Raw genomic sequence first — 24664 nt, 5'->3', positions numbered from 1 at the left:
GGAGGTGCTGTGCCGGTAATTTCGGCTCCGCAGGAATTCAACGAGGACGATCTCTACGTGGATCTGCGCTCCTCCCTCGGTCTGCCCCTCTACCTCAAATGCGAGGGGTTCAATTTCTCCGGCTCCATCAAGCAGAAGGCCGCCCTCGAAATGATCGAGGCGGCCGAGAAGGAGGGCCGGCTCACCGAGGGGTCCGTGATCGTGGAGTCGTCCTCCGGCAACCTCGGGGTCGCGCTCAGCACGATCGCGGCGAGCAAGGGCTACCGCTTCGTGTGCGTCACCGACGCCCGCTGCAACGTGGCTACCAGACAGCTGATGGAGGCGCTCGGTGCCGAGGTGCACACGGTCGGCGAACCCGATCCGGAAGGCGGCTTCCTCGCCACCCGGCTCGCCTACGTCCGCGCACTGTGCGACAGCGATGAGCACTACGTCTGGCTCAACCAGTACGTCAACGAGGACAACTGGCGGGCGCACCACCGGCTGACCGCCCCGCACATCGCCGAGCGGTTCCCCGCACTCGATGTGCTCTTCGTCGGCGCCGGTACCACCGGAACGCTGATGGGCTGCGCCCGCTGGTACCGGGAACACCGCCCCGCCGTCCGCATCGTCGCCGTCGACAGCATCGGCTCGGTCACCTTCGGTGGCCCCGCCGCGGCCCGGATGATCCCGGGCCTGGGTGCCGGTGTGCGACCGCCGTTGCTCGACGAGTCCCTCGTGGACGATGTCGTGCAGGTCTCGGAGGCCGAGACCGTCCGCGCCTGCCACCGCATGGTCGGCCAGGGGTTCCTGTTCGGCGGCTCCACCGGGACCGTCGTCGCGGGCGCCGCCCGCTGGCTGACCGAACACGCCGCCGGCCGCGACGACATCACCGCCGTCGCCATCTCACCCGATCTGGGCGAGCGCTACCTCGACACGGTCTACCGGGCCGAGTGGGTGCGTCGTGTCTACGGCCCGACGGCGCTCGACATGGATGAGGCGGCGCTCGCCGGGCCGGCCTGACCCGACCCCGTCCGCCCCACGCACCACGCACCACGCACCACCGAGAACACTGGAGAGACACACCATGACCAACCCGTTCGAGAACCCCGAGGGCCGCTACCTGGTCCTGATCAACGACGAGGACCAGTACTCCCTGTGGCCCGCATTCGCCGAGGTGCCGGCCGGCTGGAGGATCGGCCGGCAGGAGGCGAGCCACGAGGAGAGCCTCGCCTACATCGAGGAGCACTGGACCGACATGCGTCCGCGCAGTGTCGCCGAGGCGATGGGCTGATCAGGATGACGGTGACAGCAAAGACCGGCGTGCGGCCGCAGACAGTGACGGTCGACGCCGAGGACGCGCAGCTGACCGAACGCATCGCCGGGCGCCTCGTCGAGCCGGCCGGTGCCCTGATCGACAGCCCGGACTGGCTGGCGCGGGCCCGGCGGGCCTGGCCCGAACTCCCCGCCGGCCTGACCCGCGGCCTGCGCGAGTTCCGCAGGGACTCCGGCCGCACGGGCACGCTGCTGGTCCGGGGGCTTCCCCTGGGCCAGGTGCCGCCCACTCCGGCCGAGCCCGGCTCCGTACAGCGCGAGGCCACCGTCACCGCGGCGGTTCTGGCCATGATCGCCTCCGGGCTGGGCGACCCCGTCGCCTACCGCCCGGAGAAGACCGGCGCGATCGTCCAGAACGTCGTGCCCGTACCCGGACAGGAGGACTACCAGAGCAACGCGGGCTCCGTGCTGCTGACCTTCCACACCGAGAACGCCTTCCACCCCCACCGTCCCGACTTCGTGATGCTGCTCTGCCTGCGGGCCGATCACGAGCGGGTGGCGGGGCTGCGCACCGCGTGCATCCGCGAGGTGCTGCCGCTGATCACCGACGAGTCCCGGCAGGCCCTGTTCTCCCGGGAGTTCGTCACCGCACCGCCGCCGTCGTTCGGCATGTCCGGCGCCGGCACCGCACCGCACGCGGTGCTCACGGGAGCCCCGCAGGACCCGGACATCTGCGTCGACCTGGCGGCCACCGAACCGCAGACACAGCGTGCCAAGGTGGCGATGCACGAGCTGCAGGAGCTTTTCGACCGCACCGCGCAGAGTGCGTGGCTGGTCCCGGGCGAACTGGCCATCGTGGACAACCGCGTGACCGTCCATGGCCGGACACCCTTCCGGCCACGCTACGACGGCCAGGACCGCTGGCTGCAGCGGACGTTCGCCGTCACCGACCTGCGCCGCTCCCGGGGCATGCGGGACACCGACGGCTACGTGCTCGACTAGCGTCCGGCACACTTCGAAGCGGTGGGCGCGGCCGTCCGAGACGACCGCGCCCACCGCATGTGTGCCGGGGTACCGGCCCGGGACGGCGAAACGGATCAGCCGCAGCAGCTGGACTCCATCGGAGCCACCAGTAACGTGGTCAGGTCCTGGCTGAGTTCGTCCATCCCGCACAGGGCGGCCTGATCGATCACGGAGATCAGCGCGAGCCGCTCCACCGCGAACCAGTCGGCCGCCGGAGCCGTCAGTTTGTCCAGGACCGCGGGGTCCAGCGTCAGCTGCCACATCGAGCCGGTGCGCTGCCCCGTGTGGTGGCCCCGCTCCCGCCACCGGGCGTGCTCGGCGATCGTCAGCCAGCTGCGGAACGCTCTGCCGAGCGCCTCGCGTTGTTCCAAGGCGTTGCCCTCCCGCTGGGCGACCTCCCGCGCGTACAGCCGCGAGAGAGTACGAAAGCGGTAGCGCAGCTGCCCCGTGACGTCGGAGCCCATGGTGTGCAGCAGCTGGGCGTCGACCAGCTGCTCCATCAGGCTCTCCGCGGTGTCGATGTCCGCGTCCAGCAGGGCCGCGCCGACCCAGCCCGCGAAGTCCGGCGTCTCCAGCAGGGCCAGCCGCTGGTAGAGCTCCGCGGCGTTCGCGGGCAGGGCGCGGTAGCTCCGCTCGAAGCTGGAGCGGATCCGCGAGTCGCCTGTGCTGAGTTCGTCCAGCCGCTGCTGCTCGTTGGCGAGCCGGGAGACCAGATGGCCCACCGACCAGTGCGGTTTGGCCGCCAGCTTGGCCGCCGCGATCCGGACCGTCAGCGGCAGCCGGTCGCACAGCTCGACGAGCCGGTCGGCGTCCGCCTTGGCGAACCGGACCCGCTTCTCCCCGATGATCCGCTCCAGCAGACCGGTGGCCTCCTGCCGGGTCAGCTCATCGAGGTCGACGCGGAGTGCGCCGTGCCGGACCACCAGCTGCTCCAACTGGCAGCGGCTGGTGACGACTACGCAGCAGCGCGGACTGCCCGGGATCAGCGCGCGGATCTGGTCGAAGGTGAGGACGTCATCCAGCACGATCAGCACCTTCCGGTCGACCAGCAGACTGCGGTACAGCGCGATCCGTTCGTGCACGGCGACCGGGACGTCCGCCTCCGGGACACCCAGGGACCGCAGGAACCAGCCGAGCACGGCTTCGGGAGAGGTGGGCAGCCGGCTCTCGTCGTGCCCCGTCATGTCGGCGTAGAGCAGTCCGTCGGGGAAGCGGTCGGCGACGCTGTGCGACCAGTGCAGGGCCAGGCCGGTCTTGCCCACCCCCGCGCTGCCGGTGATCAGCGCCGCCGGGAGCGACCGCTCTCCACCCTCGTGATCGACGAGTCCGTCCAACAGGGCCAGTTGACCCAGACGTCCGCTGAACGCCGGGACATTTGCCGGGAGTTCGAGCGGAATCTGGCGCTCCTCCGGGGTGACCTTTACGGCCGTCACCGGCGGGGCGAGCGACGGGTCGTCCCGGAGGATCGCGTCGTGCAACTGCCGCAGTTCCGGCCCCGGTTCCAGCCCGAGGTCCTCGATGAAGCGTGCCCGGCCCTCCCGGAACGTCTCCATCGCCTCGGCCCGGCGGCCGACGCGGTACTGGGCGAGCATCAGCGCGCCGCGCGACCGCTCCCGCAGCGGATGGTCACGTACGACCGTGACCAGGTCCGGGATCAGTTCCCGGTGGTGGCCGTGGTCCAGCTTGACCGCGACATAAGCGTCGTAGGTGGCGAGCCGGAGTTCCTCCAGACGCGCCGTCTCGTCCTCGACGAGCACCCCGGCGACGCCCGCAAGGGCCGGCCCCCGCCACAGGGCCAGCGCCTGTTCGTAGGCGTGTGCCGCGTCCGCGACACGGTCTTCCTCGAGGGCTTCCTGCGCCGTGGCGGTGAGCTGGTCAAACTCCACCGAGTCCACGTAGTGGTTCTCCAGGGCGAGCAGGTAGCCGGGGTGCGCGGTGACGATGACATCGGCGTCACAGCCCTCGGCTTTGAAGCGCTTGCGTAATGCGGCGATACAGATTGCCACTTGGGTGCGTGCGGTGGCGGGCGGACGTCCGTTCCACACCGTCTCCATTAGCGTGTCAACGGACACAATTCTCCCGGGATTCAACAGGAGAAGCGCCAGGATTGTCCGCTGCCGAGCGCCACCGATGGCTATCCGGCGGCCACCCATCGTCACCGCGAGTGCACCCAGGATTTTGAACTCTAGCCGTTCCCCCATGGCTCCCCCAGAAGTTTGTCAGGCCACGCACTCACGAACGTGTGTACGCCTCGATCATGTTACTCAACTTCCTCATGTGGTGATTGTTAACCACTGAGGATGCGGAGAGTGATCGCTTCCGCTTCCTTCCCGGGAATGACATTCACTTCTTGAAGACATCGAAAAGGCGTCGGCACTACGGACCACCGGCAACACAAGTGCGCCGCATGCAGGAAGTTTTGGACGGCCGACCGGCCGCGGGAGACCTCGGCTACGCAGCCACACGACGGCGCGCATTCGCCTCGGCTTCACCCGGGAAGCGCTACAGGCCGTCAGCGCGACCGAATTCCGGGCCGTAGAGGGGGAATTCCTGTGCGCCGGCCTCAGCGAGTTCCACGAAAAGCCGGTTGCGGACATGACAAATTCACAGGAGAAGGGGTCCCTGAATCCGCTCGACCCGGCAGCGCCATCCTAGAGAAACCGCTTATCGTCTTCTTATTGGCTTTCTTGGCCGATCAGTCCCCGGCCCGCACAAGACCGGTCTCATACGCGAAGACCACCGCCTGTGTACGGTCCCGCAACCCCAGCTTCACCAGGATGCGGCTGACGTGGGTCTTGACCGTCTGCTCGGCGATGACCAGACGCTCGGCCAGCTCGGAGTTCGACAGACCCTGCGCGATCAGGCAGAGCACCTCGGTCTCTCGTCCGGTGAGCTCCGCCACCCGGCCGCGCCGCATCGTGCGCGGCGACCCTCCCCTGGCGAACTCCTCGATCAGCCGCTTGGTGACGGTGGGAGCGAGCAGCGCACCTCCCATGGCCACCGTGCGCACCGCTTCGGCGAGCTGCTGCGCCGAGGAGTCCTTCAGCAGAAATCCGCTCGCGCCGGCGCGCAACGCCTCGTACACGTACTCGTCCTCATCAAACGTCGTCAGCATGACGATCTTGACGTCCGGGGAGCTCCGCGTTATTCGATGGGTTGCCTCAAGACCGTCGAGCACCGGCATCCTTATGTCCATCAGGGCCACCTCCGGGCACAGCGCGGCGATACGGTCGATCGCCTCCTGGCCGTTCACCGCCTCGCCGATCACCTCGATGCCCGGCTGGGCGTTCAGCAGGATGGCGAAGCTCTCCCGGATCAGTTTCTGGTCATCCGCGATCAGCACCCGGATCGTCATACGCCCTCACTCCTGCTCACTGGTGGGCAGGGAAGCCATGACCTCGAACCAGCCGTCTTCACGTGGCCCGATCCGCACGGAGCCGCCGAGCATGGACGTTCTCTCCCAGATGCCCAGCACGCCGTGCCCTGTCCCCTTTTGACATATCGCCCCTGCCGCGGCCGGACTGTTGGCCACACGTATCCCGATACCGCTGGAACCGTAGGACAGCTCCAGTTCGGCCCGGCACCCCGGCGAGTGCCGCAGCGCATTGCTCAGCGCCTCCTGGCTGATCCGGAACGCCGACAGCTCCACCCGGTGCGGCACCGGCCGCGCCTCGCCGGAGATCACGGTGTCGATGCGCAGCCCCGCCGCCCGGACATTGGCCACCAGCTCATCGATGTTCTCCAGCGTCGGCTGCGGTGCGTAACGGGCCTGCGGACTCTCGTCCGGTGTCCGCAGCATCCCCAGGATGTGCCGGAGTTCGGTGAGCGCGCCCACCGCGTTCTCCCGGATGCTCGCGAAGCTGTCGGCCAGCTCCGGCGGGGCCTCGGCCACCCGGTACGGCGCCGCCTCCGCCTGCGCCGCGACGACGGACATGTGATGGGCGACGACATCATGCAGCTCACGGGCGATGCGGGTGCGCTCCTCCAGCAGCGTCCGCCGGGCCCGTTCGGACTCCGTCAGGGCCTCCTGTTTCCGCAGCTCGCGGCGCGCCTGGCTGCGCCCCCGCACGGCCGCGACGGCCGCCAGTCCGCACGCCGAGAGCAGTGCCAGCGGCACCAGATCGCCGAAGTACGACGGCGGCGACAGGACAACGGCCAGCACCCCGCCGAGCAGCATCGTCAGCAGCCACTGTGCAAGAGACACCCTGGTCCGCACCCGGCAGGCGACCAGCAGCGTGACCCCCAGGTGCGCCATCAGCCCCGGCTCCGTCCACGGCCACGGCACCTCGGCCCGCGCCGCCGAGTCCACGACGGACACGCCGATCGCGTACGGCAGCGACGCCGCAAGGGACAGCCACCAGGCAGCCACCGGTCGGAACAGCGCGACCACCAGTGGCAGCGCCTGCGCACCGGCGACGGGCGCGGCGGCCCACCACGGCAGGCCCAGCCGGTCCGCGACGATGATCGCGCCGGCCGTGGCCAGGTCCGCCGCGACAAGCGCGGTGAACACGAGCGGCAGATGCCGCAGGACCCGGTGCTTCGCGCCCTGGAAGGGGGGTGCGGTCCGGCGGGAGGCATCGCACAACTCGCGCCCCGTCGACGTGAGAACGGCCCCGAGACGCCGCCCACGCGAGTGCGCTCCCGGCGCTGTCGGTACGTTCGGGTATTCCGCTGTCACCCGCCCCATGGTACCGACGGCCACGGACACCGCGGCGGCCACCGGCGCGACCGGCCCCGGGCACTCCGCCGCGATACCCAACACGTGGTAAAGGACCCGATAGTTCCCCGATAAACCTACCTTCTAGTCTTTTCCCCGCCCTGGGTGAAGCCGTCCGTCCCTCCACGATCCAGACGGACGGCTGGGCCGTAGGAGGCACCCTGCGAAACCTGCAGGCATATGTTTTTCAATTCGTGGACCAATGCGGGAAGTTCCCCACCTCTCACGCATTGAATCCGCCGAGCACAGGTAGGTGGAGGCGCATGGCGCTTACTCAGGAAGAACCTTCCAGACCCACCCTGCACATCGAAGGGCAGCGAGATCTGCGGATCCTCACCGAGACCGCGGACTGGCTGCGCTCGTTCCTCACCCGTTCCCATCCGGAACTCGGCCGTAGAGGCGCGGTCTGTCCTTTCATGGAGCAGTCACTGAAACTGGGGCGCACCGCGCTCAGTTCGGTCGATGTGAGCAGCACCCGCAGCGAACGGCGGCTCACCAACACGGTGCGCTCCGCCCTGCGGCGCCTCGGTAACGGCGACGCCGCCGACGATGTGTACAACGCCTTCGTCATGGTGCCGGTGGGCGCGGACCCCGAAATCCGTCATGAGCTTGTCCGCGCGGTCCAGCAGGAAGTGAAGGCCGAAGCGGTCGCCGCCGGAAAGATGGTGGGGGAGTTCTTCCCCGGCCATCCGATGCCCGGAATCCACAGCGACACATTCCGCCCGCTGGTCAGCCCCCACCCGATGCTCGCCGTCCGCATGATGGTGATCACCGACATCCTCTTTCTGACCTTCCCCGAGATACCCGCGGCGGACCGGCTCTCCTACCTGAAGGTCTGGCACGGCCTGTTCGGCGAGCAGACCGTCGCGCCCTGGGCGGACCTGTACGAGAAGGCGGTAGCCGTGGCCGAGAGGGAACTCCTGTGAGCGAGGGCACCCTTGTGGACGGGGCCGGCCCGGAAGGCAGCCGGGGCGCCGAACCGGATATCGACCGGGAACGGCAGCGCCTCACCGGCCTCTTCGACATCGCACCCAGCCGGGTGCTGTACGCCGTGTGCACCCTCGGTGTGGCCGACGGCATTCCCCCTGAAGGCATCACCACCGACGAGCTCGCCGCGCGCCTGGGTACGGACCCCGACCTGTTGAGCCGCCTGATCCTGGCCGCCGAAACGCTCGGCGTGTTCCGGGTGGAGGCGACCGGGACGGTGCACCTCACCGCGGCCGGCTCCCTGCTGCGGGCCGACGCACCGAACAGCCTGCACGCCGAATTCTCCGACAACGCCCTGTTCACCGCCTGGGGCCCGTTCGCCGAGACGGTCCGCACAGGCAGGCCGAGCTACGAACTCGCCACCGGCACCCAGATCTTCGACGGCATGAGCGACGACCCCGGGGCCCTGGCGACCTTCCACGAGCACATGCGGATGCGGGCCCGCCGGCTCTACCGCCCGCTGCTGCCCTTCCTGTTGCAGCGGTGCGCCCGCCGGGTGCTGGACGTGGGCGGCGGCACCGGAGGCCTGGCCACGCTCCTGCTGGACGCCGACGACACCGTCGAGGTCGCCGTTATGGACCTCCCGGAGGTGATCGCCCTGGTGCCCCCCGAGACATCCCGCCACTACGGTGACCGCTTCTCCCTCGTGGGCGGCGACGTACGACACGGCGTCCCGGAGGGCTACCGCACCCACCTCCTGGGCAGTGTGCTGCACGACTGGCCCGACGAACGGGCGGCCGCGATCCTGAGCCGCTGCGCCGGAGCACTCGACGCCGACGGGGAAATCGTCCTTCTGGAAAGGGTGCTGGCCGACACCGGCCCGGACTCACGCCGGATGGGCGACATCTGGATGATGGCCATGGCCGGCGGCCGGGAACGCACCCGTGCGCAGTGGGCCGGGCTGGCCCACACCGCGGGTCTCGCCCTGCGTCACATTCACGACGCCGAAGGCGAGTTGTCGGCCATCGTTCTCGGGCGCGGGACCTGAGAACCACCACGGCGACCGATCGGCGAACGGGCAGGGTCATGACCGGCTCCTTCCGAAGGACGGAGCGGTATGTCACACCACGGTCCGCCCTTCGCCGCATGTCATACCTCAGAGCTACCCGCGAAGATGGCTCCTGAGCGTGACGCCCTTCCCGGCCGCGAAATCTAGGTTCGAGTCAGCCGTACTCAGCAGAGTCAGGCATGGAACGAGCAGGACTCGTGGAGAGGAACGGCACAGTGCGAGCTGCCAGGTGGAGGAGAATCGGGCTGACGGTGGCCCTCGCCGCGGCCATCGTGGGGTCGGTCACCGCCGGCACCGCATCACCCGTCCCCGGTACTCCCGCCCCGCCCCACCTGCCCCCGGTCCAGGCGCAGACACTGGACGAGCGGTACGCGGCGAACCGCGACTACATCGCGGCTGCCGAGCGCGCCGCCCACCGCCTGGGAGACTCCTACAGGGAAGGTCACCTGCATCAACTGCGCGCAGCCGGGCGTCAGTTGCTCTCCTTCGATGCCCAGGGCGACGGGCAGGCCGTCGAAGTGCTCGGCGACCTTGCCACCGCCGACCGGATCGTCGTGCTCGTCCCGGGCTCGGACACCACCCTCGACACCTTCGACCACCTCGGCTCGCGGCACGCCTCCCTCAGCGGCGGCGCCCACGCCCTCCACGACGAGATGCGGCGGCTCTCCCGCTCCTCCGTCGCCGTGGTCGCCTGGTACGGCTACCAGGCCCCCCGCACCATGAGCCGGGATGTCGCCACCACCGCCCGCGCCGAGGAGGGCGGCCGCCGCCTGATCGCCCTGCTCGGAGGGCTGCGGACCGCCAACGCCCATGCTCCCGTCACCTTCCTGTGCCACTCCTACGGCTCGGTGGTGTGCGGCAGCGCCCTCAGAGGTATGGACACCCGGACGTCCGCCGGGCTCGCCGGCGTCGCCGTCTTCGGCAGCCCCGGCACCGGCCTGCGCTCCGCCGCCGACCTGCCCGTCCGCGTCCCCGTGTGGGCGGGCCGAGGTACCCAGGACTGGATCGCGCGGGCACCGCATGTCAGCCTGAGCGTCTTCGGCACAACCCTCGGCTTCGGCACCGACCCGACCTCCCCGTCCTTCGGCGCCCGCCCCTTCGCCACCGGGAACAGCGGCCACAGCGGCTATCTGGAGCCCGGCAGCCTGCCGCTGCGCAATCTCGCCCTGATCTGCCTTGGCCGCGGCTCGGCGGTGTCCGGTGGCTGAGCTGCGACTGCGCCCCGCCGAGGAATCCCGGCAGGCCCACGTCATCGATCAGGTCGAGCCCCACCCGCGCCCGGCCGGCCGGCTGCACCGAGCCGTGCTCCGCATCGATGCGGCGACCCCGCCGGAGCGCGACCGGGCGATCGACGTCTTACGGGTCCTGTCCATCCTCGGCGTCGTCCTCGGGCACTGGCTGGTCACCGCGATCGTGCTGCACACCGACAGCCACCTGCTCGGCGCCAGCCCACTCCACGACGTGCCCGCCCTCACCCCGCTGACGTGGGTGCTGCAGTCGCTGGCGGTGTTCTTCTTCGTCGGCGGACGGGTCGCAGCCCAGGGATACGCCACCGCCCGCCTGCGCAAAATCCGTTACCGGCCCTGGCTCGCCCGGCGCATCCGCAGGCTGCTGCGCCCCACGGTGCCGCTGCTCTCCCTGTGGGCGCTGGTCCTGGCGGGCATGGCGGCCGCGGGCACCGCCCACGAGACGATCTACACCCTGCTCAACCTCGTCATCTCGCCACTGTGGTTCCTGTTGGTCTTCGGCGCGCTGACCGCCGCAACCCCGCTGGTGTACCGCCACGGCGCCAGGATCGCCGTCGGGGCCGGTGCGGTGGTGGCTCTCCTGGACATCGCGCACTTCGCGAGCGGCGGCGCGGCCTGGGCCGAGCAACTCCGCGACGTCAACACCCTCGCCGGCTGGCTGGTCCCGTACTGCCTGGGCGCCGCCTGGTCCGCCGGCGCGTTCACCCGCCGCCGGTCCGCCGTCGCACTGCTCGCCGGCGGCACCCTGGCCACCGCCGGGCTGGTCCTGTGGGCCGGCTATCCCGCCGCCATGGTCGGCGTACCGGGCTCGGAGCTGTCCAACCTCAACCCGGTCTCCCTCGCCGCCGTCACCTTCGGTCTGGCGCAGTGTGGCGGCGCCCTGCTGCTGTGCCGCCTGCTGCGACGGGCGGTGGCGGCACCGCGCCCCGCCCCCGGGGCACCGGCGGACGCTCAACTGCGGGCGCGCCCCGGCCAGTTCCTGTGGTCGGCGGTGACGTCGCTGAACTCCTCGGCGATGACGGTGTTCCTCTGGCACCAAACCGCCATGCTCGCCGTGACCACCCTCACCCTGGGGCTCGGCGAACCGCTCTTCGGTCTGCACACCAGCCCCGGCACCCCGGCGTGGGCGGCTGTCCGTTGCGCCTGGATGCTGGTCTTCGCCGTCGCACTCCTCGCGCTGTGCGCGGCCTTCCGGCAGGTGGAACGGGATGCTTCGCGCACCCGCGCACCGCAAAACGGCACGGGAGCGTGAACGGACGCCCGAGAAGTGTGATCACCTTTGTCCGTAACGAATATGACAGCCCGTCCGACAGGCCGGGCCCGCCTGCTGGAGGAATGAATGGATTCCATAACCACCGACCACATCCGCACGCTCTACCAGAAGTACGAGGACGATCTGCGGGCGGTACGCGACGCCCGGCGCCAGTTCCTCCGCGACCGCGGCAAGTCGATGAAGGCGCAGCTCGACGACTACGAGGCCGAAATCACCTACCTGCTGCTGCGTGATCTGCGTCCCGAGGTGGTGGTGGAGGTCGGCACCTTCTACGGCTGGTCCACGATGTGGATCCTCAGCGCCTTGCGGGACAACGGAACGGGCCACCTCTACTCGTTCGACATCGTCGACAACGTCGTGCGCAACGTTCCGGCCGAACTCTCCCAGGACCGCTGGACGTTCACCAAGGGCGATGTCCGCGAGCACCTCGGCAAGGTCCCCGCCGAGGTGGACTACCTCTTCATCGACGCCGACCACGGCGCCCGGTTCGCCCACTGGTACATCGACAACCTCTTCCCGGCCGTCCCCGCGGGCACGCCCACCAGCGTCCACGACGTCTTCCACGGCCGGCGCCCCAAGCCGTTCAGCGAGGGCTCGGTCATCGTCAAGTGGCTGGCCGAGAAGAACATCGAGTTCTTCACGGCATCCACCGCCAAGGCGCCCGAGGTCACGCGGCTACTCGCAGACGTCAAGAAGGAGCTGGGTCTCGACGAGCCGGTCCGAAACAGCGACCACAACCCGATGATCTACTTCACCCTGCCGTAGCAGCGGGCGGGCGGCCCCCACCGGGCCGCCCCTGCCACCCCCTTGACAGACGCCGGTCGCCGCGGCGGGACGAGACTCCCGCTGCGGCGACCGGCGTCTGTCCGCACGGGGGCTCGCACGGCGTCCGTGGTCAGGACACGATGTCTCCGCGCCGCAGACCGGAGCCGGCCGGCACCTCCGCCGGATCACCGCCCACGCTCACGGCCTTGTTCTCCCCGTCCACGAAGACGACCCGCGGCTCCAGCTTGCGGGCGGCCTCGTCCTCGACCGATGCGTAGGAAATGATGATCACGAGGTCACCGGGGCTGATCAGCCGGGCCGCGGCACCGTTGATGCCGATGATCCCGGAGCCCCGCGGCCCCTCGATGACATACGTGGACAACCGCGCGCCATTGTCGATGTCGACGATATCCACCTGCTCCCCGGGGAGCAGGTCGGCGGCCTCCATCAGATCGGCGCTCACCGTCAGCGAACCCACATAGTGCAAATCCGCCTGGGTGACGGTCGCCCGATGGATCTTCGACTTCATCATGGTCCGGTACACGTGCTTCCTCATTTCTGCGCTGGATGGTGCGAATGACGGTGCAAAGCTCCCGGTGCCGGGCACCGGGAGCTGAGAAGGAAAGGGGGAAGAGCGGCGGGGCCGTACCGGCTCACAGCATGGCGGCGAGCCGGTCGCTCATGTCCCGCACCACTTCCCGCTCATGCGGCACGAGAAAGAAATGGCCGCCCGAAAAGGAGCGCGTTTCACACCCGGCGGTGGTGAGGTTCGACCAGGCCCGCACATCGTCCGGCGACGGACCGGGGTCGTCGGTAGCGAAATAGGCGGTGACGGGAATGTCCACGGCCGGCGCCTTGGGGCCGGCCGCATACACCGCCAGCAGCTGGTAGTCCGCACGGATCGGCGGCAGGACCAGGTCCCGCAGCTCGGGCTCCTGCAGCAGCTCCGCCCCGGGGCCGCCGAGACCGGCCACCCTCGCCAGCAGTTCGTCGTCGGCCAGCTCACCGTCGCCCATCCGTCGCAGCCGGTCGGGCGCGGCCCGGCCGGAGACGAAGAGCGCCCGCGGGGTGGGGGCGCCGCGCGCGGCGAGCAGCGCGGCGACCTCATGGGCCACCGAGGCCCCCATGCTGTGCCCGAAGAACACCGTCGGCACATCCATCACCGGCACCAGCGCATCGGCCAGCTGCCCGGCGAGCTCCGCCATCGAGTCGTGGCACGGCTCGGCTATGCGCTCCTCACGGCCGGGATAGCACACCGCGCTCATCTCCCAGTCGTCCGGCGCCCACTGGTGCCAGTTGCGGAAGAAACTTGCCGTGCCCCCCGCGTGCGGAAAGCAGATCAGCCGAATCCGGGGCGCGGCCACCGGCCGGTGCGTACGCAGCCAGGGAGTGCCTGACGACAAGGCAGAGGAAAGAGCCATGCGCGCACGGTAACGACCGCCCCTATCGGCGCCCTATCGCCTACCCAACCCGCGTGACCCGGCGCCGTGACCTCCGGTGCCCGGGGCCGCGCACCCGGATACGACGCCGTCACATGCCCGGCAAGGCTCCCGGCTATCACGTCGGCAGCGGCCATGAAACATCGATAACGAAAGAAAACCCGGCCCGGCTAGCTTCCAGCGGTCCGCCGCCTGAAGGGGTGCGGTCGGCACGATCCAGCTCGCGTCTTCGACCAGCTGGTTCCGGTTCTTCGACGCAGGAGTTTTCACCGTGATCAAGTCAGTTGTCATTGTCGGCGGCGGCACCGCGGGCTGGATGAGCGCCTCCTATCTGAAGGCGGCGTTCGGGGACCGTCTGGACGTAACCCTGGTGGAATCCGACCGGGTTGCCACGATCGGCGTCGGAGAGGCGACGTTCAGCACCGTCAGGCATTTCTTCGACTACCTCGGCCTGGACGAGTCGGAATGGCTCCCGGAGTGCTCGGGTTCCTACAAACTGGGAATTCGGTTCGAGAATTGGCGCAAGCCCGGCCACCACTTCTACCACCCGTTCGAGCGGCTGCGGACCGCCGACGGCTTCACCCTCGCCGACTGGTGGCTGCGCGAGGGCGACCGCAGCGAGCCCTTCGACCGCTCCTGCTTCGTCACCCCCGCGCTGTGCGAGGCCCAGCGCTCCCCACGGATGCTCGACGGCTCGCTCTTCGCCGGTGAACTCGACGGCTCGCTGGGCCGCTCGACGCTGGAGGAGCAGCGCGACCAGTTCCCCTACGCCTACCACTTCGACGCCGCGCTGCTGGCGAAGTTCCTGACCAAGTACGGGACCGACCGCGGTATCCGGCATGTCGTCGACGATGTGCTCGACGTCTCGCGCGACCAGCGCGGCTGGATCAGCCATGTCACCACCCGCGAGCACGGGGACCTGTCCGGCGACCTCTTCATCGACTGCACCGGCTTCCGCGGCTTGCTGATCAACCAGACCCTGGAAGAGCCCTTCGAGTCCTTCCAGGACGTCCTGCCCAACAACCGCGCGGTCGCCCTGCGCGTCCCGAAGCCCGACCAGGCCACGACCGGTATGCGGCCCTACACCACCGCCACCGCGATGGACGCCGGCTGGATCTGGACCATTCCGCTGTTCGGCCGCAACGGCAACGGCTACGTGTACTCCGACGAGCACTGCACGCCCGAGGAGGCCGAGCGCACCCTCCGTGCGTTCGCCGCCCCCGGCCAGGACGACCTGGAAGCCAATCACATCCGCATGCGCATCGGCCGCAACCGCCGTTCCTGGGTCAACAACTGTGTTGCCATCGGCCTGTCCAGTGCCTTCGTCGAGCCGCTGGAGTCCACCGGGATCTTCTTCATCCAGCACGGCATCGAGCAGCTGGTGAAGAACTTCCCGGACGCGCACTGGGACCAGTCCCTGATCGACGACTACAACAACCGGGTCGCCCACGTCCTGGACGGCGTCAAGGAGTTCCTGGTCCTGCACTACCGGGGGGCGCAGCGCGACGACACCCCGTACTGGAAGGAGGCCAAGGTCCGCGCCATCCCGGACGGCCTCGCCGAGCGCCTGGAGCTCGCCTCCTCCCGCCTGCTCGACGAGCACACCATCTACCCCGCCTACCACGGCTTCGAGCAGTACTCGTGGATCACGATGCTGCTGGGCCTGGGCCATGAGCCGGCCCGGCCGCGCCCCGCGCTCGCGCACATCGACCCGGCCGGCGCACGCGCCGAGTTCGCGACCCTCAAGGCCGACACCCAGCGCCTGATCGACAACCTCCCCAGCTGCTACGAGTACCTCGCGTCTCTCAACGCGCGCCGTTGACCCAGCAGTTCACCCTCCGCCGACGCCTGTCACCGCCGTACCGGTCACAGGCGTCGGCGCACTCCCCCGCTCCACCGCACACCCCACGTCAACGGCGCGGGGTCACCCCGCCGCACCCCTCCTGAAGGGCGACCGAGCATGGCCAGCCGCCTGTCCGCATCCTGCGCCGCAGTACCCACCGCTTCGCACCCCCTCCCGTGGCAGACCCGGGACACCGCCGGGACACCGGTGCCGCCCGACGGCTTCCGCTCGCTGATGAGCGCCTTCCCGGCGGGCGTCGCGGTGGTCACCACCTATGGTTCCGACGGCGAGCCGCGCGGCCTGACCTGCACCTCCCTGGCCAGTGTCACGGCCGAGCCACCGATCCTCTCGGTCTGCCTGACCACCCGCGGCGAGACCCTCCAAGCCCTGTGCGACCGCGGCGCGTTCGCGGTGAACCTGCTGCACGACCGCGCACGGCACACCGCCGAAGTGTTCGCGAAACCGGTCGCCGACCGGTTCGCCCACACGGAGTGGCAGCCCTCGTCCGAGGCCGGTATGCCGTGGCTGACCGACGACGCCTTCGCGACGGCCGAGTGCGAGGTGACACACCTGACGGAGGTCGGCGACCACACGCTGGTCCTGGGCCTGGTGACCGGCGTCGTCCGCAGGGCGGGGACACCGCTGCTGTACGGGGCGCACCGGTTCGCCGCCTGGCCCGGCGGCGAGCTGCCCGGACCGCACCACAGCACCGCGCTGTCCACCGTCGCCGCGGGCGCCCCGGACACATCGCGCTGACCACGGTGGTTCACCACGGCGCAGGGCGGTTCAACTATTTCCTCGGCAATGTGCGCGCCTTCGTACGATCCGGGTTCTTTCCCCCTCCACCGCACGGGCGGCAGGGGCCGGCGGCCGCACCGGACCGGGCCGATCAGCAGGGAGCTGCCTGATGACTTCACTGACCATGGCAACCGGAGTCCTCGAGCCGCTGCCGCCGCACTCGTTACTGGTGTTCCTGCTTCAGGTAGGCGCTCTGCTCGGCCTGGCGCTGGCGCTGGGCCGGCTGGCCCAGCGCCTCGGCCTGCCGACCGTCGTGGGGGAGCTGGCCTCGGGTGTCCTGCTCGGCCCCTCCTTCCTGGCCCACGCCGCGCCGGGCCTGGCCGGATGGCTCTTTCCGCCGGATGCACTGCAGATGCATCTGCTGGACGCCGTGGGACAGCTCGGCGTCCTGTTGCTGGTCGGCTTCACGGGTATGCACCTGGACCTGAAACTGGCCCGAAGGCACGGCGGCACGGCCGCGGCTGTCGGCGCCGCCGCCCTCCTGCTGCCGCTGACGCTCGGCGTGTGGCTGGGCCATGCGATGTCCGGCCGGCTCAAGCCCCCGACCGTCGACACCACGGTCTTCGCCTGGTTCATAGGTGTCGCCATGTGCGTCAGCTCGATCCCGATCATCGGCCGGGTGCTCGTCGACATGAAGCTGATGCACCGTACCGTCGGCCAGATGATCCTGGTCGTCGCCACCATCGACGACGCGGTCGGGTGGCTCCTGGTGTCTGTCGTGACGGCCATGGCCACCACCGGCGTCGGATCCCATGAAATCGCCACCCTCCTGTGGCATCTGGCCGTCCTCCTCCTCGTCCTGTGTACCGTCGGTCGCTGGACGGTGCGGCGGGTGATGCACTGGGCCGGCCGCTCCGGATCCCGCGGGGCCACCATCGCCGTGACCGTCATCCTGCTCGTGCTGTCCGCCGCGGGCGCCCAGGCCCTGGGCTTCGAGGCGTTGTTCGGCGCCTTCCTGTGCGGCATCCTCATCGGCGTCTGCGGCTCGGAGGACCAGACACGGCAGCTGGAGCCGCTCAACGCCACGGTGCTGTCCTTCTTGTCACCACTGTTCTTCGCCCTCGCCGGACTCCGGATCGACCTGACGTCACTGGCCGACACCACGATCGCGCTGTGGGGTCTGGCCGCACTCGGCATCGCCGTGGCCGGGAAATTCCTCGGCGCCTTCGTCGGCAGCACCGTCGGACGGCTCAGCCGCTGGGAGGCCCTGGCGCTCGGTGCCGGCATCAACGCACGGGGGGTCGTCCAGATTGTGATCGCGGTCATCGGGCTCCGCCTCGGACTGCTCACCCCGGCGATGTACAGCATCATCGTGCTGATCGCCATCCTCACCCCGCTCATGGCACCGCCCATCCTCCGGTTTGCCATGAAGCGGGTCGAGCAGACGGCCGAGGAGAAGCTGCGCGCAACTCCTGCCCTCCACAGCCTCAGCGAGACCGAGGTACCCGCCAACGTGCCCGAGCACGCGGTCGCCGACGGCGCCGGCGGAACCAGAAGCCACCGTCCGGCCGAACGGTCCTGAGCCGCGAAATACGGCATCCCTGCCCGGTGAGCCTTGTCCGACTCGAATGTGGACAAGGCTCCTGGTCATGCCAGAGGGCAAGGCCCCACGCACCGAGGTGCGCGACTTCACCGCACGGACCGGCGCCACCGCGCGCACCGGCTTCGCCGACGACTGCACCCGATCAAGCCGTCAGGCCGTATTCCTGCCGGCCGGGTGTGGAGTGGAGCCGCTCTTCCCGGGTTCCGGCACGTACTGTTGATCTTCGTTCCGAGGCGGTAGCCGCTGGGGCGATGTAGGCCTGGGGCACAGCCCGTCCACCTCGCGGCGCGGGAATGTTTCCGTCTACGTCAATGACTGAAGACCCTCCCGCGCCCGGGGCCTCACGGTCTCGTGCAACCGCCGCTCGGTTGCCGCGTAGCGCTCCGCCGCACCGAGTGGAAGCACGGCGAGCCCGTTGCCCCGTTAGACCCGGCATACGGTGAAGGCCCCACTGGTGTGGATCAGTGGGGCCTTCACCGTGCGGGCCGGTCAGCCGGGGAACGCGCGTCTGCAGCAGGCGAGTACGGGAGCTGAGGGATACCGGGCTGGTAACCCGTCAGTTCGAGACCTGGATCGCGGCACCGAGTCACAGGGTCCGGTTTCCCCGCCGACGCCCCGAGCTCCCCGGCGTCGCCGTGGCGGCAGAGGTCAGCCCGGCGTGACCGGCAGGACGTCAGGCGACAGTGCCGCCGCTCGCGCCGTTTCGCTCGTCATACGCTTGCGATGGTGGCGGCGGCACAAGACCTCATAGCCGACGATCTCCGCGGTCACGCCCACGTCCCCCACCACGACCTGCTCGCCATCGACAACCATCTCGCCATCCACCGTGCGGGCGTTGTGGGTGGCCCGGGCACCGCACCAGCACATCGCCTCGACCTGCAGCGTCTCCACCCGGTCCGCCAATTCGATCAGCCGCTGGGAGCCAGGGAAGAGCTTGGTGCGGAAGTCGGTGGTGATACCGAAGGCGAACACGTCGAGGTCCAGGTCGTCCACGATCCGGGCCAGCTGGTCGATCTGCTCCGGAAGGAGGAACTGGGCCTCGTCCACGACGACGTAGTCGACCTTGCCACCCCGCGATATGCACTCCACCACGAACGCGTAGAGATCCAGTGCCGGCGTCGCCTCCACCGCCTCGGTGACCAGGCCCAGACGCGAGGACAGCTTGCCCTCGCCGGCCCGGTCGTCCCGCGTGAAAATCACGCTCTGCAGACCACGAGCCGACCGGTTGTGGACAATTTGGAGCGCCAGAGTGCTCTTTCCGCAGTCCATCGTTCCGGAGAAGAACGCCAGCTCGGGCATGGGAAGTCGCGGGCCTTTCGGGCTCGTTGGGAGGGGACGGACAGGCCGTGCGGCCAGGGACCGGACGGGTCAGGTACGGACTTCCAGGAGCGGCACCAACTGCTCCATCGGGGTCATCGAGCCGTGCAGCCCGACCATCGCCGACTCACCCCGCTCGCGTTCGGACGCGATGACCGCCATGTCGGCGTGCGCGACCGCCAGCACATCGCCGATCCGGCCGCGCACCCGGTCATCGACCCGCGGGCCGAACCACCCGGCGGCGATGGCCTCTTCACGGCTCGCGACCCACATCTGCTCGCCGACCACCTCGCGCCAGATGGCGAGCACATCGCCGGCCGCGCCCGGATGCGCGTACACATGCCGGGCCCGGCCCTCTCCGCCCAGCAGGCGTACGCCGGCGCTCAATTCCCAGTCCTCGTCGAAGTCGATCCGGGACTCGGGGCCGAAGGGGATGTCGATCATGCCGTGGTCGGCGGTGATGTAGAGCGCGGAGCGCGGCGGGAGCTGCTCGGCCAGCCGCTGCGCAAGCCGGTCGACGTACATCAACTGGCCGCGCCAGGCGTCGGAGTCGACGCCGTAGCGGTGCCCCTTGCCGTCGACCTCGGAGTAATACGTGTAGACCAGCGAGCGGTCGCCGGCCGCGAGCTGCTCGGCGGCGAGGTCCATCCGCTCCTCGCCGGAGAGCCGGCCGTGGAAGGTGCCGCCGCTGAGCGCCACCTTGGTGAGCGGGGTGTGCTCGAAGTCCGGCGCGGAGACCTGGCAGGTGTGGATGCCCGCGGCGTCGGCCAGCTGGAAGACGGTCGGGTGGGGCTGCCAGACGTACGGGTCGGTCCACGGCTGCCAGCGCAGCTGGTTCATCAGCGCGCCGGTGGCCGGGTCCTCGCAGGTGTATCCGGCGAGGCCGTGCGCGCCCGGTGGCAGGCCGGTGCCGACCGAGGCGAGGGACGTGGCGGTGGTGGCGGGGAAGCCGGCGGTGAGCGGGCGGCCGGTGCCGTTGAACGAGGTGTCCAGGAGGGAGGCGAGGAACGGTGCCTCCTCCGGGTGGGCGCGCAGCAGTTCCCAGCCGAGGCCGTCGATGAGGAAGACGCAGGCCCGGTCGGCGGGGGCCAGTTCCATCGAGGTGGCGAGCTCCCCCATCCCCTGTCCGGCGACGATGGTGGGCAGCAGGTCGGCGAGCGAGCCGCTGCCGTACTGCGGTACCGGGGCGGTGAGCGGGTCGAGGGGGGCCGGCTCGGGCCAGGCGGGGGCGGTGTACACCATCAGCGGGAACTGGTGGTGGCCGCGGTGGCCTCGGAGAGCGCCTGGGCGAAGGTGAGCGTCTCGCGGACCGAGTCCGGCCCGTCGCCCGCCTCGCTGACCCGCAGCGACAGGTCGTCGGCGGTGGAGGAACCCGTATAGCCGTGGTCCGCCTCGCAGTTGGGGTCGCCGCAGGCGGCGGGCTCCAGGTCCAGGCGGGCGACGGCGCCCCAGCCGATGGTGAGGACGACCTCGCGGGGCAGCTGGCCGGGGGTGTACGACTCGGGGTTGGCGACCACACGGCTGAGAACCACCGACGAGATCCGGCCGAGCTTGACGGACTCGGTGGAGGTGGTGGCGTACGGCGACGGACTGGTGGCGTCGGCGGCCTGCTCGTCGGTGTGGCTGACGATGAAGCGGGTGCCGGTCAGGACCAGGACCGTGACATGGCGGCGGACCTCGTTGGCGTCGAAGGTCGTCTCCTGATGGACGAGGTACGACACGACCGGTTCGCCGCCCACCGCGGCCTGCACCGCCTCGGCAACGAGGGTCGGGTAATAGCCACTGCGCTCGATCGCCGCGCGCAGCCCCTGGGTCGTCGTACCGGTCTTAGCCATGGGGTCCATCTTACGGGGCGTACCGCGCCGCGAGAGCCTCAGTAGACAGGCAGGCGGCGGGGGCCCAGGTCGGTGGTGGCGGGGGGACGGGCCAGGCGGACGGCGGCTCCCAGGACGGAGAGGCCGTGCGGTGCGACGACGGCCGGTTCGAGGTCGACGCCGACGACCTCCGGGTGATCGTCGACCAGCCGGGAGACGCGCAGCAGCAGCTCGGCGAGCGCGGTGGTGTCCACCGGCTGTGAGCCGCGCCAGCCGAACAGGAGCGGGGCGGCGCGGATCGACCGGATCTGGTCGGCGACATCGCGGTCGGTGGCCGGAATCAGTCGGTGGGCGATGTCGCCGAGCAGCTGGGAGGGGGCGCCGGCCAGCCCGAAGGAGAGCACGGCGCCGGCTGCCGGGTCGATGGCGGCGCGGATGACGGTGTCGACGCCGCGCGGCACCATCGCCTGGACGACCGGGCGCAGCTCTTCGGGTGAGCCGAGGAATTCGGTCAATTCGGCATAGGTACGGCGCAGTTCGCGCTCGCCGGCGATGTCCAGGCGGACTCCGCCGAGGTCGGCGCGGTGCCGCAGGTGGGGGGCGGTGGTCTTGAGGGCGACCGGGTAGCCGAGCCGGGCGGCGGCGCGGACCGCGGTGTCGGGGTCGGGGGCCGGCAGGGCGGGGCGGGTGTGGATGCCGTAGCGGGCGAGGAGGGCTTCGGCGTCGGCGTCGGGCAGCCGCACGGAGCGGCCCGCGGTGACACCGGAGGTGTGGCGGTCGAGCAGTCGCTCGATGTCGGCTCCGGCGGTCGTCTCCTGGATGTCGTCGTACTCCGGCACCCGGCCCGGCTCGGCGGCATCCCGGCGCCAGGCGGCGTAGCGGACCGCTTCGGCGAGCGAGCGGACGGCCCGCTCGGCGGCCGGATAGGCGGGGATACGGATGGGCGCGGGGCGCGGGCGGGCTGGGGCGGCGGGCACCCGGGGGGTCTGCGGGGCGGAGGAGGGTGGGGCCGGGGGGCGCGGGGGGCGGGGCGGGTACGGGGGAAGCGGGGGGTGGGGCGGGGCCTGGGTGGGGGCGCCGTCGGGGGCGCCGGGGGCGGCCGGCGCCGGGGCGGTGTGCGGGGTTTCGTCCCGGGGCGGGGCCGGCGGCTCGGGTGACTCCCCCGGTGCGGCCAGCGTCTCGGCCAGGTCGTCCATCGCCAGGTGGACGACCGTCACCGGCTTGGCCGGGTGCGCCGCGGCCGCGGCGCGCAGGGCGGTGGCGAGCGCGGTGCCCTCGCTCGCGCCCGGAACGGCGCCTGCCGCTTCGCCCACCCAGGGGATGGCCGTGACGACGACGGCGTCGCAGCCGTCGGCCGCGAGCGACTCGGCGAGCGCCGCCCGGAAGTCGTCCGGTGTCGCCGTGGGCGCCAGCACATGAGGGCGCAGCGGCCGCAGCCCCTCGGTCAGGCAGGCGTCGTATGCCAGCAGGGCGAGCGACTCGGAGTTGCCCAGGATGGCGATGCGCGGGCCGGCCGGCAGCGGCTGGGAGGCGAGCAGCAGCCCGGCGTCGATCAGCTCGGTGACCGTATCGACGCGGATGACGCCGGCCTGCCTCATCAGGGCGGCGACGGTGCTGTCGGGGATACGGACCGTGGGCACGGCGTGGCCCAGCGGGGAGGTGCCGTTGTGGCGGGCGCCCTTGGCGACCACGACCGGTTTGACGGCGGCTGTGCGGCGGGCGAGCCGGGCGAACTTGCGGGGATTGCCGATGGACTCCAGATAGAGGATCACGACGTCGGTGTCCGGGTCCTCGTACCAGTACTGGAGGAGGTCGTTGCCGGAGACATCGGCGCGGTTGCCGGCCGAGACGAAGGCGGAGATGCCCGCGATGCCGCCGTCACCGGGGCCGCGCGCATGCAGGCCGCTGAGCAGGGCGATGCCGATCGCGCCGGACTGGGTGAACAGGCCGATGTGGCCCGCGCCGGGCATCCGGGGCGCCAGTGAGGCGTTCAGCCGCACGTCGGGGGCGGTGTTGATCATGCCGAAGGCATTGGGGCCGATGAGCCGCATGCCGTACGAGCGGGCCTGGCGGAGCAGGGCGCGCTGCCGCTCGCGGCCTTGGGGGCCCGCTTCGGCGTATCCGGAGGAGAGGATCAGCACGCCCTGAACGCCGTGCTCGCCGCAGTCGCGGACCACGGCGGGGACGCCGGCCGCGGGGACGGCGATGACCGCCAGATCGACCGGGTCGGGAATCTCCCGCAGCGAGCGGACGGCGGGCACGCCTTCGGGGTCGAGGCGGTCCATGCCCTCGGGGAAGGAGTGGTTGACGGCGTGGACGCGGCCGGTGAAGCCGGAGTCGAGGAGATTGCGCAGGGCCGAACGGCCGACGCCTCCGGGAGCGCGGCCCGCCCCGATGACGGCGACCGACCCCGGGGCGAGCAGCCGCTGGACGGAACGGGCCTCGGCGCGCTGCTCACGCCCGCGCATCACGGCCATGGACTGCTCGGTCGGCTCGAGGTCGAATTCCAGCCGGACCACACCGTCTTCGAAGGTGCGCTTCTGGGTGTAGCCGGCGTCCGTGAAAACCTTGATCATCTTGATGTTCGCGGGCAGCACCTCGGCGGCGAACCGGCGGATGCCGCGCTCGCGCGCCACCGCGGCGATGTGCTCCAGCAGGGCGGAGGCGACGCCGCGGCCCTGGTGGGCGTCCTGGACCAGGAAGGCGACCTCGGCCTGGTCGTCCTCGGGGTCCTTGGCGGGCAGGCCCTGGTCGTTGATCCGGTCATAACGGACGGTAGCGATGAACTCGCCGCCCACGGTGGCGGCGAGGCCGACCCGGTCGACGTAGTCGTGGTGGGTGAAACGGTGGACGTCGCGGTCGGACAGCCGCGGGTAGGGCGCGAAGAAGCGGTAGTACTTCGACTCGTCCGAGACCTGTTCATAGAAGGAGACCAGCCGCTCGGCGTCATCGGCGGTGATGGGACGGATCCGCGCCGTGCCGCCGTCGCGCAGCACCACGTCGGCTTCCCAGTGGGTGGGGTACGCGTGATCCGGCTGCGTCTGCATGCGGATAAGCGTACGGCGGGGTACTGACAACCGGCTCGGCATGCGTACGCTCGGTCACAAACCAGGGCTGCCGAGCACCCTTGGCAGCGTGAGAGACTGGTCTAGACAACAGTCACGCGACTTGAAGGGCACCACCATGGCTGAGCGCCGCGTCAATGTCGGCTGGGCCGAGGGCCTGCACGCCCGCCCCGCCTCGATCTTCGTCCGTGCGGCCACCGCGGCCGGCGTCCCGATGACGATCGCCAAGGCCGACGGCAACCCCGTCAACGCGGCCTCCATGCTCGCGGTCCTGGGTCTGGGCGCCCAGGGTGGCGAGGAAATCGTGCTGGCCTCCGACGCCGAGGGCGCCGAGGCCGCGCTCGACCGCCTGGCGAAGCTCGTCGCCGAGGGCCTGGACGAGCTCCCCGAGACCGTCTGAGGCCGTCTGAGCCCTTCCGGGTCCTTCTGACTCGTTCTGAGCCCGTCAGGATTTCCCTGGCCCCTCTGGCCGCGGCCCCGCGGCAGTGACCGGAAACGGTCGCTGCCGCGGGGCCGTTTGCTGTGGGGGGTGTTGCGGGGGTTGCTGCGGGGGGGGGCTTTGCTGCGGTCCCG

General features: G+C 70.5%; 22 protein-coding genes. 13 read left to right on the top strand and 9 right to left on the bottom strand.

Annotation, left to right across the window (positions count from 1 at the left end):
• Positions 1-9: 9 nt before the first annotated feature.
• The 3 genes from sbnA to ACZ4S3_RS34020 all read left to right on the top strand — a co-directional run bounded on the left by sbnA (position 10) and on the right by ACZ4S3_RS34020 (position 2253).
• Complete coding sequence (sbnA, locus tag ACZ4S3_RS34030) at positions 10-999, top strand: 2,3-diaminopropionate biosynthesis protein SbnA (RefSeq protein WP_467941533.1); 990 nt, start codon at positions 10-12, stop codon at positions 997-999.
• A gap of 64 nt (positions 1000-1063) precedes the next feature.
• Positions 1064-1270: an MbtH family protein gene (locus tag ACZ4S3_RS34025; RefSeq protein WP_467941529.1), complete on the top strand. Its 207-nt coding sequence runs from the start codon at positions 1064-1066 to the stop codon at positions 1268-1270.
• Positions 1271-1275: 5 nt separating this feature from the next.
• A complete protein-coding gene (locus ACZ4S3_RS34020; RefSeq protein WP_467941527.1) occupies positions 1276-2253 on the top strand; it encodes a TauD/TfdA family dioxygenase in 978 nt (325 codons plus the stop codon).
• 95 nt (positions 2254-2348) lie between these two features.
• On the opposite strand, the gene ACZ4S3_RS34015 is transcribed toward ACZ4S3_RS34020, so the two are convergent.
• From ACZ4S3_RS34015 to ACZ4S3_RS34005, 3 genes are all read right to left on the bottom strand, one after another.
• On the bottom strand, positions 2349-4427 hold the full coding sequence (locus ACZ4S3_RS34015; RefSeq protein WP_467941566.1) for an AfsR/SARP family transcriptional regulator: 2079 nt from the start codon (positions 4425-4427) through the stop codon (positions 2349-2351).
• A gap of 542 nt (positions 4428-4969) precedes the next feature.
• On the bottom strand, positions 4970-5629 hold the full coding sequence (locus ACZ4S3_RS34010; protein ID WP_467941524.1) for a response regulator transcription factor: 660 nt from the start codon (positions 5627-5629) through the stop codon (positions 4970-4972).
• Positions 5630-5635: 6 nt separating this feature from the next.
• Positions 5636-6859 (bottom strand): sensor histidine kinase, encoded by a 1224-nt coding sequence (locus ACZ4S3_RS34005; protein WP_467941522.1) that lies wholly within the window; start codon positions 6857-6859, stop codon positions 5636-5638.
• 395 nt (positions 6860-7254) lie between these two features.
• Here ACZ4S3_RS34005 and ACZ4S3_RS34000 point away from each other — a divergent pair, with 395 nt between their 5' ends.
• The 5 genes from ACZ4S3_RS34000 to ACZ4S3_RS33980 all read left to right on the top strand — a co-directional run bounded on the left by ACZ4S3_RS34000 (position 7255) and on the right by ACZ4S3_RS33980 (position 12272).
• A complete protein-coding gene (locus tag ACZ4S3_RS34000; RefSeq protein WP_467941520.1) occupies positions 7255-7917 on the top strand; it encodes a DUF6875 domain-containing protein in 663 nt (220 codons plus the stop codon).
• On the top strand, positions 7914-8966 hold the full coding sequence (locus ACZ4S3_RS33995) for a methyltransferase (RefSeq protein WP_467941517.1): 1053 nt from the start codon (positions 7914-7916) through the stop codon (positions 8964-8966). Before ACZ4S3_RS34000 ends, ACZ4S3_RS33995 begins: the two co-directional genes overlap by 4 nt.
• A 272-nt stretch (positions 8967-9238) precedes the next feature.
• Complete coding sequence (locus tag ACZ4S3_RS33990) at positions 9239-10195, top strand: alpha/beta hydrolase (protein ID WP_467941514.1); 957 nt, start codon at positions 9239-9241, stop codon at positions 10193-10195.
• Positions 10188-11486, top strand: a complete 1299-nt coding sequence (locus ACZ4S3_RS33985; RefSeq protein WP_467941510.1) for an acyltransferase family protein — start codon at positions 10188-10190, stop codon at positions 11484-11486. The genes ACZ4S3_RS33990 and ACZ4S3_RS33985 overlap by 8 nt, the downstream gene beginning before the upstream one ends.
• Positions 11487-11573: 87 nt before the next feature.
• Complete coding sequence (locus ACZ4S3_RS33980) at positions 11574-12272, top strand: class I SAM-dependent methyltransferase (protein WP_467941508.1); 699 nt, start codon at positions 11574-11576, stop codon at positions 12270-12272.
• Between the two features lie 130 nt (positions 12273-12402).
• Here the strand turns inward: ACZ4S3_RS33980 and panD are convergent, their stop codons facing one another.
• Both panD and ACZ4S3_RS33970 read right to left on the bottom strand, forming a co-directional pair.
• Positions 12403-12816 (bottom strand): aspartate 1-decarboxylase, encoded by a 414-nt coding sequence (gene panD, locus ACZ4S3_RS33975; protein WP_467941564.1) that lies wholly within the window; start codon positions 12814-12816, stop codon positions 12403-12405.
• 109 nt (positions 12817-12925) lie between these two features.
• Entirely contained in the window at positions 12926-13693 is a 768-nt protein-coding gene (locus ACZ4S3_RS33970; RefSeq protein ID WP_467941505.1) for a thioesterase II family protein, read from the bottom strand.
• Positions 13694-13982: 289 nt separating this feature from the next.
• On the opposite strand from ACZ4S3_RS33970, the gene ACZ4S3_RS33965 reads away from it, so the two are divergent.
• The 4 genes from ACZ4S3_RS33965 to ACZ4S3_RS33950 all read left to right on the top strand — a co-directional run bounded on the left by ACZ4S3_RS33965 (position 13983) and on the right by ACZ4S3_RS33950 (position 18115).
• Positions 13983-15533: a tryptophan halogenase family protein gene (locus ACZ4S3_RS33965; protein WP_467941503.1), complete on the top strand. Its 1551-nt coding sequence runs from the start codon at positions 13983-13985 to the stop codon at positions 15531-15533.
• A gap of 138 nt (positions 15534-15671) precedes the next feature.
• Positions 15672-16310 (top strand): flavin reductase family protein, encoded by a 639-nt coding sequence (locus ACZ4S3_RS33960; protein WP_467941500.1) that lies wholly within the window; start codon positions 15672-15674, stop codon positions 16308-16310.
• Positions 16311-16461: 151 nt separating this feature from the next.
• Positions 16462-17874, top strand: coding sequence for a cation:proton antiporter (locus ACZ4S3_RS33955; RefSeq protein ID WP_467941496.1), 1413 nt, complete (start codon positions 16462-16464; stop codon positions 17872-17874).
• Between the two features lie 67 nt (positions 17875-17941).
• Complete coding sequence (locus ACZ4S3_RS33950; RefSeq protein WP_467941494.1) at positions 17942-18115, top strand: hypothetical protein; 174 nt, start codon at positions 17942-17944, stop codon at positions 18113-18115.
• 428 nt (positions 18116-18543) lie between these two features.
• Here ACZ4S3_RS33950 and ACZ4S3_RS33945 read toward each other — a convergent pair whose 3' ends face one another.
• The 4 genes from ACZ4S3_RS33945 to ACZ4S3_RS33930 form a co-directional block, all read right to left on the bottom strand.
• On the bottom strand, positions 18544-19194 hold the full coding sequence (locus ACZ4S3_RS33945) for a thymidine kinase (protein ID WP_467941490.1): 651 nt from the start codon (positions 19192-19194) through the stop codon (positions 18544-18546).
• Positions 19195-19263: 69 nt separating this feature from the next.
• Positions 19264-20454: an alkaline phosphatase family protein gene (locus ACZ4S3_RS33940; RefSeq protein ID WP_467941487.1), complete on the bottom strand. Its 1191-nt coding sequence runs from the start codon at positions 20452-20454 to the stop codon at positions 19264-19266.
• The gene (locus ACZ4S3_RS33935; protein WP_467941483.1) at positions 20454-21047 is read right to left on the bottom strand and encodes a DUF5998 family protein; all 594 of its coding nucleotides are present in this window, start codon (positions 21045-21047) and stop codon (positions 20454-20456) included. The genes ACZ4S3_RS33940 and ACZ4S3_RS33935 overlap by 1 nt, the downstream gene beginning before the upstream one ends.
• Before the next feature lie 38 nt (positions 21048-21085).
• A complete protein-coding gene (locus tag ACZ4S3_RS33930) occupies positions 21086-24073 on the bottom strand; it encodes a bifunctional acetate--CoA ligase family protein/GNAT family N-acetyltransferase (RefSeq protein ID WP_467941479.1) in 2988 nt (995 codons plus the stop codon).
• A 136-nt stretch (positions 24074-24209) separates the two neighbouring features.
• Here ACZ4S3_RS33930 and ACZ4S3_RS33925 point away from each other — a divergent pair, with 136 nt between their 5' ends.
• Positions 24210-24491 (top strand): HPr family phosphocarrier protein, encoded by a 282-nt coding sequence (locus ACZ4S3_RS33925; RefSeq protein WP_467941477.1) that lies wholly within the window; start codon positions 24210-24212, stop codon positions 24489-24491.
• Positions 24492-24664 lie beyond the last annotated feature (173 nt).

The organism is Streptomyces sp. NPDC028368 (assembly GCF_055565615.1).
The sequence above is the reverse complement of the archived record's forward strand: the minus strand, read 5'-3'. Positions and strand labels throughout refer to the sequence as shown.

Bases quoted from the DNA above. Each gene is read 5' to 3' on its own strand.
- ACZ4S3_RS34025 (WP_467941529.1), top strand. From the start codon at position 1,064: ATGACCAACCCGTTCGAGAACCCCGAGGGCCGCTACCTGGTCCTGATC.
- ACZ4S3_RS34020 (WP_467941527.1), top strand. From the start codon at position 1,276: ATGACGGTGACAGCAAAGACCGGCGTGCGGCCGCAGACAGTGACGGTC.
- ACZ4S3_RS34015 (WP_467941566.1), bottom strand. From the start codon at position 4,427: ATGGGTGGCCGCCGGATAGCCATCGGTGGCGCTCGGCAGCGGACAATC.
- ACZ4S3_RS34010 (WP_467941524.1), bottom strand. From the start codon at position 5,629: ATGACGATCCGGGTGCTGATCGCGGATGACCAGAAACTGATCCGGGAG.
- ACZ4S3_RS34000 (WP_467941520.1), top strand. From the start codon at position 7,255: ATGGCGCTTACTCAGGAAGAACCTTCCAGACCCACCCTGCACATCGAA.
- ACZ4S3_RS33980 (WP_467941508.1), top strand. From the start codon at position 11,574: ATGGATTCCATAACCACCGACCACATCCGCACGCTCTACCAGAAGTAC.
- ACZ4S3_RS33970 (WP_467941505.1), bottom strand. From the start codon at position 13,693: ATGGCTCTTTCCTCTGCCTTGTCGTCAGGCACTCCCTGGCTGCGTACG.
- ACZ4S3_RS33960 (WP_467941500.1), top strand. From the start codon at position 15,672: ATGGCCAGCCGCCTGTCCGCATCCTGCGCCGCAGTACCCACCGCTTCG.
- ACZ4S3_RS33955 (WP_467941496.1), top strand. From the start codon at position 16,462: ATGACTTCACTGACCATGGCAACCGGAGTCCTCGAGCCGCTGCCGCCG.
- ACZ4S3_RS33950 (WP_467941494.1), top strand. From the start codon at position 17,942: ATGCCAGAGGGCAAGGCCCCACGCACCGAGGTGCGCGACTTCACCGCA.
- ACZ4S3_RS33945 (WP_467941490.1), bottom strand. From the start codon at position 19,194: ATGCCCGAGCTGGCGTTCTTCTCCGGAACGATGGACTGCGGAAAGAGC.
- ACZ4S3_RS33940 (WP_467941487.1), bottom strand. From the start codon at position 20,454: ATGGTGTACACCGCCCCCGCCTGGCCCGAGCCGGCCCCCCTCGACCCG.
- ACZ4S3_RS33935 (WP_467941483.1), bottom strand. From the start codon at position 21,047: ATGGCTAAGACCGGTACGACGACCCAGGGGCTGCGCGCGGCGATCGAG.
- ACZ4S3_RS33930 (WP_467941479.1), bottom strand. From the start codon at position 24,073: ATGCAGACGCAGCCGGATCACGCGTACCCCACCCACTGGGAAGCCGAC.
- ACZ4S3_RS33925 (WP_467941477.1), top strand. From the start codon at position 24,210: ATGGCTGAGCGCCGCGTCAATGTCGGCTGGGCCGAGGGCCTGCACGCC.